The organism is Endozoicomonas atrinae (assembly GCF_001647025.1).
GTDB classification, from domain to species: domain Bacteria; phylum Pseudomonadota; class Gammaproteobacteria; order Pseudomonadales; family Endozoicomonadaceae; genus Endozoicomonas; species Endozoicomonas atrinae.
The window spans coordinates 1-4306 of the sequence record NZ_LUKQ02000355.1 but is presented as its reverse complement, the minus strand read 5'-3'; the positions used below and the strand labels follow the sequence as shown (position 1 = coordinate 4306).

Below are 4306 nucleotides of genomic sequence, written 5' to 3'. Positions count from 1 at the left end.
GAATCGGTGATCCGACATTCCAGCAACTCACCATTCCACCGTTTACTTCTGAGCAAGTGCATCATATTCATCCGACAACCCGGGTTGTTTATGTTCACTCTGGCCGTGGGTATTCCATCGTCGGGCAATCAGAAAAGACTGATGAGGTTGAACTGCTCCCCGGTATGGTCGTCGTACTCGATCCTATGTCACCGCACCACTTCAGGACTGAGGGCGAGTCTCTGACCGTTCTCCCGGTTCATGTCTTTTCAAGCACCCCGGCGAGCATGGAGAGCAATCACCCGATGTTCAATGGTACGAAGGAAGTGTGAGTTAAGGTGATTTCCAGAGTAGCCAGTTAAGGTGTTTTGGAGATTACCAAATTAAGGTGAATTTTACATCGGCTATATATAATTTTTAAATTACACTTTCAAGATAGCTGACTGCACATAGGAAACTAATTATAACTACAAGATTATGGACTCCTATATAGTTGGTGATTCAATAAACTAACTTAGGAAAAATATATGAATACAATGCCTCCAAGAATGCCATTGATATCGAGACAATATGTGTATTCACCAAATAATACGAATCCTGATCAAGAGCAATCAGGTGTAAAAAGTAACGGGCACTTCAATCATCGATTAGCAAAAATTCAACATCACTTAAAACTGATTGGTGATATAAATAAAGGGAAAGCGTTAGCAGACAAGTTTAATGATGGAGTAAAAGATTTAGATCCAGCAGTAAGAAAAAAAATAGTAGAATATGTGATAACCAGTAATGCTTCCGTGTGTAGTAAGCCAGCCAGCGAACAGATGACTGTATTTAGATGGGAAGCTAGAATTAGGGACATGAAAGTATTTGCGGATCAAATGATGGACTACAAAGTAGTTAAGTCGAAATTAAAAGAAGTTATGAGTAAAAATGAATACAAAGAGTTAAGAAGCTTGTATCCTGAAGCAAAGACTACAAAGCTCTCACGACTGCTGGATGCGATTATATTAAAGGGAGATACAGCATTTGAGCATTTTAAATCAGCTTTAAATTCTCACCCACCATACAAGATGATTGCACAGGAATGTCTAGAAGTATCGCCTAAACCTGCTTCAGGAACTTTAGAACAATTTCCACCAAGAAAATTATTTGATTCTCCTTACAACACAGAATTTGATCAAATGCATGCACCAAAGTTTTCACGGTCATCATCTCTGAGATAATCTCAAGTCTCTGTGTCTAATCCCATACAATTAGACCGTGCTGCAAGCCTGAAAGCCGGTATAAATCGGTAATATCGGATATTCAATGGCTTCAAGAAAGGTGAGTTAAGGGGTTTTAAAGACTGGCCAGTTAAGGTGATTTCAAGGTCATCAGGTAAGGTGTATTGGAGTCTGGCAGTCAGCGCCAGTACCAAGTTATTTTTTGACGTTTTACCGTCTGTACTGCCAGCTTTGCCGCTGATTACCGATAAGCGGCAGGCGGCGTTCAGGCCGCTCTGCGGGGCTTTTTCCTAATCGGCGGGTTCTATAGCCTATACGGGAAAAACCGGCCTCAATCGGCCTCAACGGGCGCTCCTAGTGTAATAAATCGGTAATTGAGTGAGGCGGCATTAAGGCCTATCTCGAAGGCTTTTTTCCTGATAGGTCTACCAGTAGGGTCGGAGGGAAAAACCGGCGTGACGGGGCGTGAACGGCGGCAGTTTCGGGACTTCTGACTCTGGCGGGTTGGTAGTAGGGAGGCACAAAAAAACAGGCTCTATAGCCTGCTGGTTTTGAGCAGGCTCGCTGGCCTGCCCTATTCGGTAATTAGAGTTTAAAGACTGGCTCTTCTTTTTGCTCACCGTTTTCAAACTTTTTGACTAGCTCATCGAGTGCCGATTGCAGAGCATCTTTGATCTTATCAGCTTGCTCTACTGTGTACTCGTATTTTGACTTATCAGCCAGTTCGCCTACACGCTCGATTAATTTTAGCGCCTTTGGCATTCTCACATTTACAGTCTCTACAAATCGTTCTTCAGGAGACTTTTTAGATTTACTGTTGCGTTCCATTTTGTCCTTAGCCATGGTAGTACCCTCTTTTTTGTTGGTAGTCGTTTTCTTACTGGTGGTTTTAGTAGTAGTCATGGTTGTTACTCCTTTGTTTATCATTATTCGTTGTTTGTATTTTTAGTATGGGTTGGTAGTCGTGTATATCAATTAGTTTTTTAGTGGCCTGATAAGCGGTAATTCAATACCGCTTACTCTTAAAAAACTGGCTCATGTGCATGGTAAATTTCATAGTAAAAACTTAGAGCTTCCATTATGCCACCTTTAAATTGCTTAGCTAATTCATCAGATTTAACACCCTCATTTTCCTCATCCTCGTAATAGATATCTACTTTTGCGGTATTATGGCTTAGCAATTTAAATTCTAAAAAGTGGCCTGCGCTGCTGTTATAGTGATTCATTGTTTCTGGAATAATTGCGTTGTTCATTTTTGTCGCCTCGTTTTTCGTTGTTGTTATTTTAACTATGGGTCGCCTGACGTGTATTCCAATAAAATTTTTTTAGTCCCTGACCAGCGGCAAACTGGCTGATAAGCGGGAGTGAAAAAGCTCTATGCCGTTTACGTGTATGCTCGCTTCGTCTATATAGCTCTCGGCTAATTCTAGCTCGTCCACGGCGCTTGGATTCTCGGCTATATATTCGGCTAGGTCTGCCAGCTTCTCGGATAAGAGAGCTATACGTTTTGCCTGTATCATTGCTGAGCATGCTAGGTCGGCATTGTCGGTAACTGGCATAGTGCGTGTGTTCATGGTGGTAGCCTCGCTATTAAAATTTCATGCTCTTTTCGAGCTTTTTGAGTTCGTCTGTCAGGGTTTTCAGTTTTTTTAGTTTCGGTATGGTGATGCTTACTTCGTCTACGCTCTCCATCCACTCTTCATCGTCGGTGTATTTTTTCATGTTGCCTACTACTTCAACGGTGAAAAATCGGGAGATAGTTTCTAGCCAAGAGACAGTAGACTTGAGATCGTCTAATACTGGCTTCATTTCCTGCGCTCTTTTGATCTTGGTTTCGATTGATTCTTTTAATTGTTTTGTTGTTTTCATTGTACTGCCCTTGCTTTTCGTTATTGTTATTTTAACTATGGGTCGCCTGACGTGTATTTCAATTAAATTTTACCGCTCGGTGATAAGCGGTAATTGTGCGGATAAGCGGGAGTTAATCTAAATAAATAAAAAAGCAGTCTCTAGCTATATCGTTTAGCTCTCTGCGGGTTTTTATTATTTTTGATAGGTCAGCATCATTAAACTCAAATTGCTCATCATCGGCATCTGTAGAGCTATAGTGGTCTGCTGCTCGCTTTAATTCATTAGTAATTAATTCTATCCGTATCATCTCATCGTGTAGGAGGTTTAGCAGTCTCTCTTTATCGTTACTCATGGCGGTACACTCCGAGCTAAAAAGTTTTGAGCAGGCTCTACAGCCTGCCCTGTTCCGTTTAGATTCTAAACACTGGCTTTTCTTCTTTCTCGCCGTGTTCAAATTTATTTACCAGCTCATCGAGTGCAGACTGTAGCGCATCTTTGATTTTATCAGCCTGCTCGTCTGTATACTCATAGCGTGATTTGTCTGCGAGTGCGCCTACACGGTCAATTAAGCGCAGAGTTTTTACCATTCTGATGTTGGCTATCTCGACAAATTTTTCTGATTTAGATTTTTTGGTTTTCATGGGCTTCTCTCCCTGTTGCTTTTTAGTAGTGGTTTTTTTAGCGGCTGTTTTATTTGTAGTAGTCATTGTGTCGTTCCTTCTTTTGATTATTAATTTTGCCTTGCTTGTACTTTTACTATGGGTTGCCTGTCGTGTATTTCAAATTATTTTTTAATTTTTTTGTCCCTCTTTATATAGGTATTTCGCCCTGTTTTCTGGTAGCTGCCTCACCTGGCTTTTACTAGACCTCGCTGATAAGCGGGTGACCTGGCTTACTGCCGGGGTCCCTAGAGTTCTTTGTATCTTGCGGGTTCTAAGTGGCGCGGTGTTTCGTTAGCGCCAGAACTCAAAAATGGGTATACATTTTTTGAAAAGGCTGGTTTTCACGCTGAAAACAGGCTGAAAGGCAATTCATTGGTATACAAATAGCCCTGAATCGAATCAGGGCTGGCCTGAATCAATAATCAATGGCGAGCATGATGGTTAAAACCCTCACTGTTTTGGATAAGTCCTCTGGATTCTCTGATCCATGTTCTAATTCACGGTCGTAATAATCGAATTTGACGAATATTTTTTCATTATCAAAATCCAGCGATAACCAGTCATGTTCACCGTATGGATCATTGTCTTCAT

General features: G+C 41.3%; 9 protein-coding genes. 2 read left to right on the top strand and 7 right to left on the bottom strand.

Translation table 11 applies throughout. The annotated features are described in order from the left end of the window. A partial coding sequence (locus tag AK963_RS26020) for a cupin domain-containing protein (RefSeq protein WP_175404654.1) occupies positions 1-311 on the top strand: 311 nt, incomplete at its 5' end. 195 nt (positions 312-506) lie between these two features. Further along, positions 507-1202 carry a CARD domain-containing protein gene (locus tag AK963_RS26015; RefSeq protein WP_066018271.1) on the top strand — a complete coding sequence of 232 codons (696 nt, stop codon included), beginning with the start codon at positions 507-509 and terminating at the stop codon, positions 1200-1202. Between the two features lie 585 nt (positions 1203-1787). Here AK963_RS26015 and AK963_RS26010 read toward each other — a convergent pair. The 7 genes from AK963_RS26010 to AK963_RS36930 all read right to left on the bottom strand — a co-directional run. Beyond that, complete coding sequence (locus tag AK963_RS26010; RefSeq protein ID WP_083232901.1) at positions 1788-2105, bottom strand: hypothetical protein; 318 nt, start codon at positions 2103-2105, stop codon at positions 1788-1790. A gap of 119 nt (positions 2106-2224) precedes the next feature. Then, positions 2225-2455 (bottom strand): hypothetical protein, encoded by a 231-nt coding sequence (locus tag AK963_RS26005; protein WP_066018270.1) that lies wholly within the window; start codon positions 2453-2455, stop codon positions 2225-2227. Positions 2456-2527: 72 nt separating this feature from the next. Further along, positions 2528-2761 (bottom strand): hypothetical protein, encoded by a 234-nt coding sequence (locus tag AK963_RS26000; protein WP_139117706.1) that lies wholly within the window; start codon positions 2759-2761, stop codon positions 2528-2530. A gap of 31 nt (positions 2762-2792) precedes the next feature. Next, positions 2793-3071 (bottom strand): hypothetical protein, encoded by a 279-nt coding sequence (locus AK963_RS25995; protein ID WP_066018269.1) that lies wholly within the window; start codon positions 3069-3071, stop codon positions 2793-2795. A 112-nt stretch (positions 3072-3183) separates the two neighbouring features. Continuing rightward, a complete protein-coding gene (locus tag AK963_RS25990; protein ID WP_066018268.1) occupies positions 3184-3405 on the bottom strand; it encodes a hypothetical protein in 222 nt (73 codons plus the stop codon). 58 nt (positions 3406-3463) lie between these two features. Then, entirely contained in the window at positions 3464-3760 is a 297-nt protein-coding gene (locus AK963_RS25985) for a hypothetical protein (RefSeq protein WP_083232900.1), read from the bottom strand. A 370-nt stretch (positions 3761-4130) separates the two neighbouring features. Next, positions 4131-4306: DUF3768 domain-containing protein (locus AK963_RS36930; RefSeq protein ID WP_139117671.1), on the bottom strand; the 176-nt coding region annotated here is incomplete at its 5' end.

Bases quoted from the DNA above. Each gene is read 5' to 3' on its own strand.
- AK963_RS26015 (WP_066018271.1), top strand. From the start codon at position 507: ATGAATACAATGCCTCCAAGAATGCCATTGATATCGAGACAATATGTG.
- AK963_RS26010 (WP_083232901.1), bottom strand. From the start codon at position 2,105: ATGACTACTACTAAAACCACCAGTAAGAAAACGACTACCAACAAAAAA.
- AK963_RS26005 (WP_066018270.1), bottom strand. From the start codon at position 2,455: ATGAACAACGCAATTATTCCAGAAACAATGAATCACTATAACAGCAGC.
- AK963_RS26000 (WP_139117706.1), bottom strand. From the start codon at position 2,761: ATGCCAGTTACCGACAATGCCGACCTAGCATGCTCAGCAATGATACAG.
- AK963_RS25995 (WP_066018269.1), bottom strand. From the start codon at position 3,071: ATGAAAACAACAAAACAATTAAAAGAATCAATCGAAACCAAGATCAAA.
- AK963_RS25990 (WP_066018268.1), bottom strand. From the start codon at position 3,405: ATGAGTAACGATAAAGAGAGACTGCTAAACCTCCTACACGATGAGATG.
- AK963_RS25985 (WP_083232900.1), bottom strand. From the start codon at position 3,760: ATGACTACTACAAATAAAACAGCCGCTAAAAAAACCACTACTAAAAAG.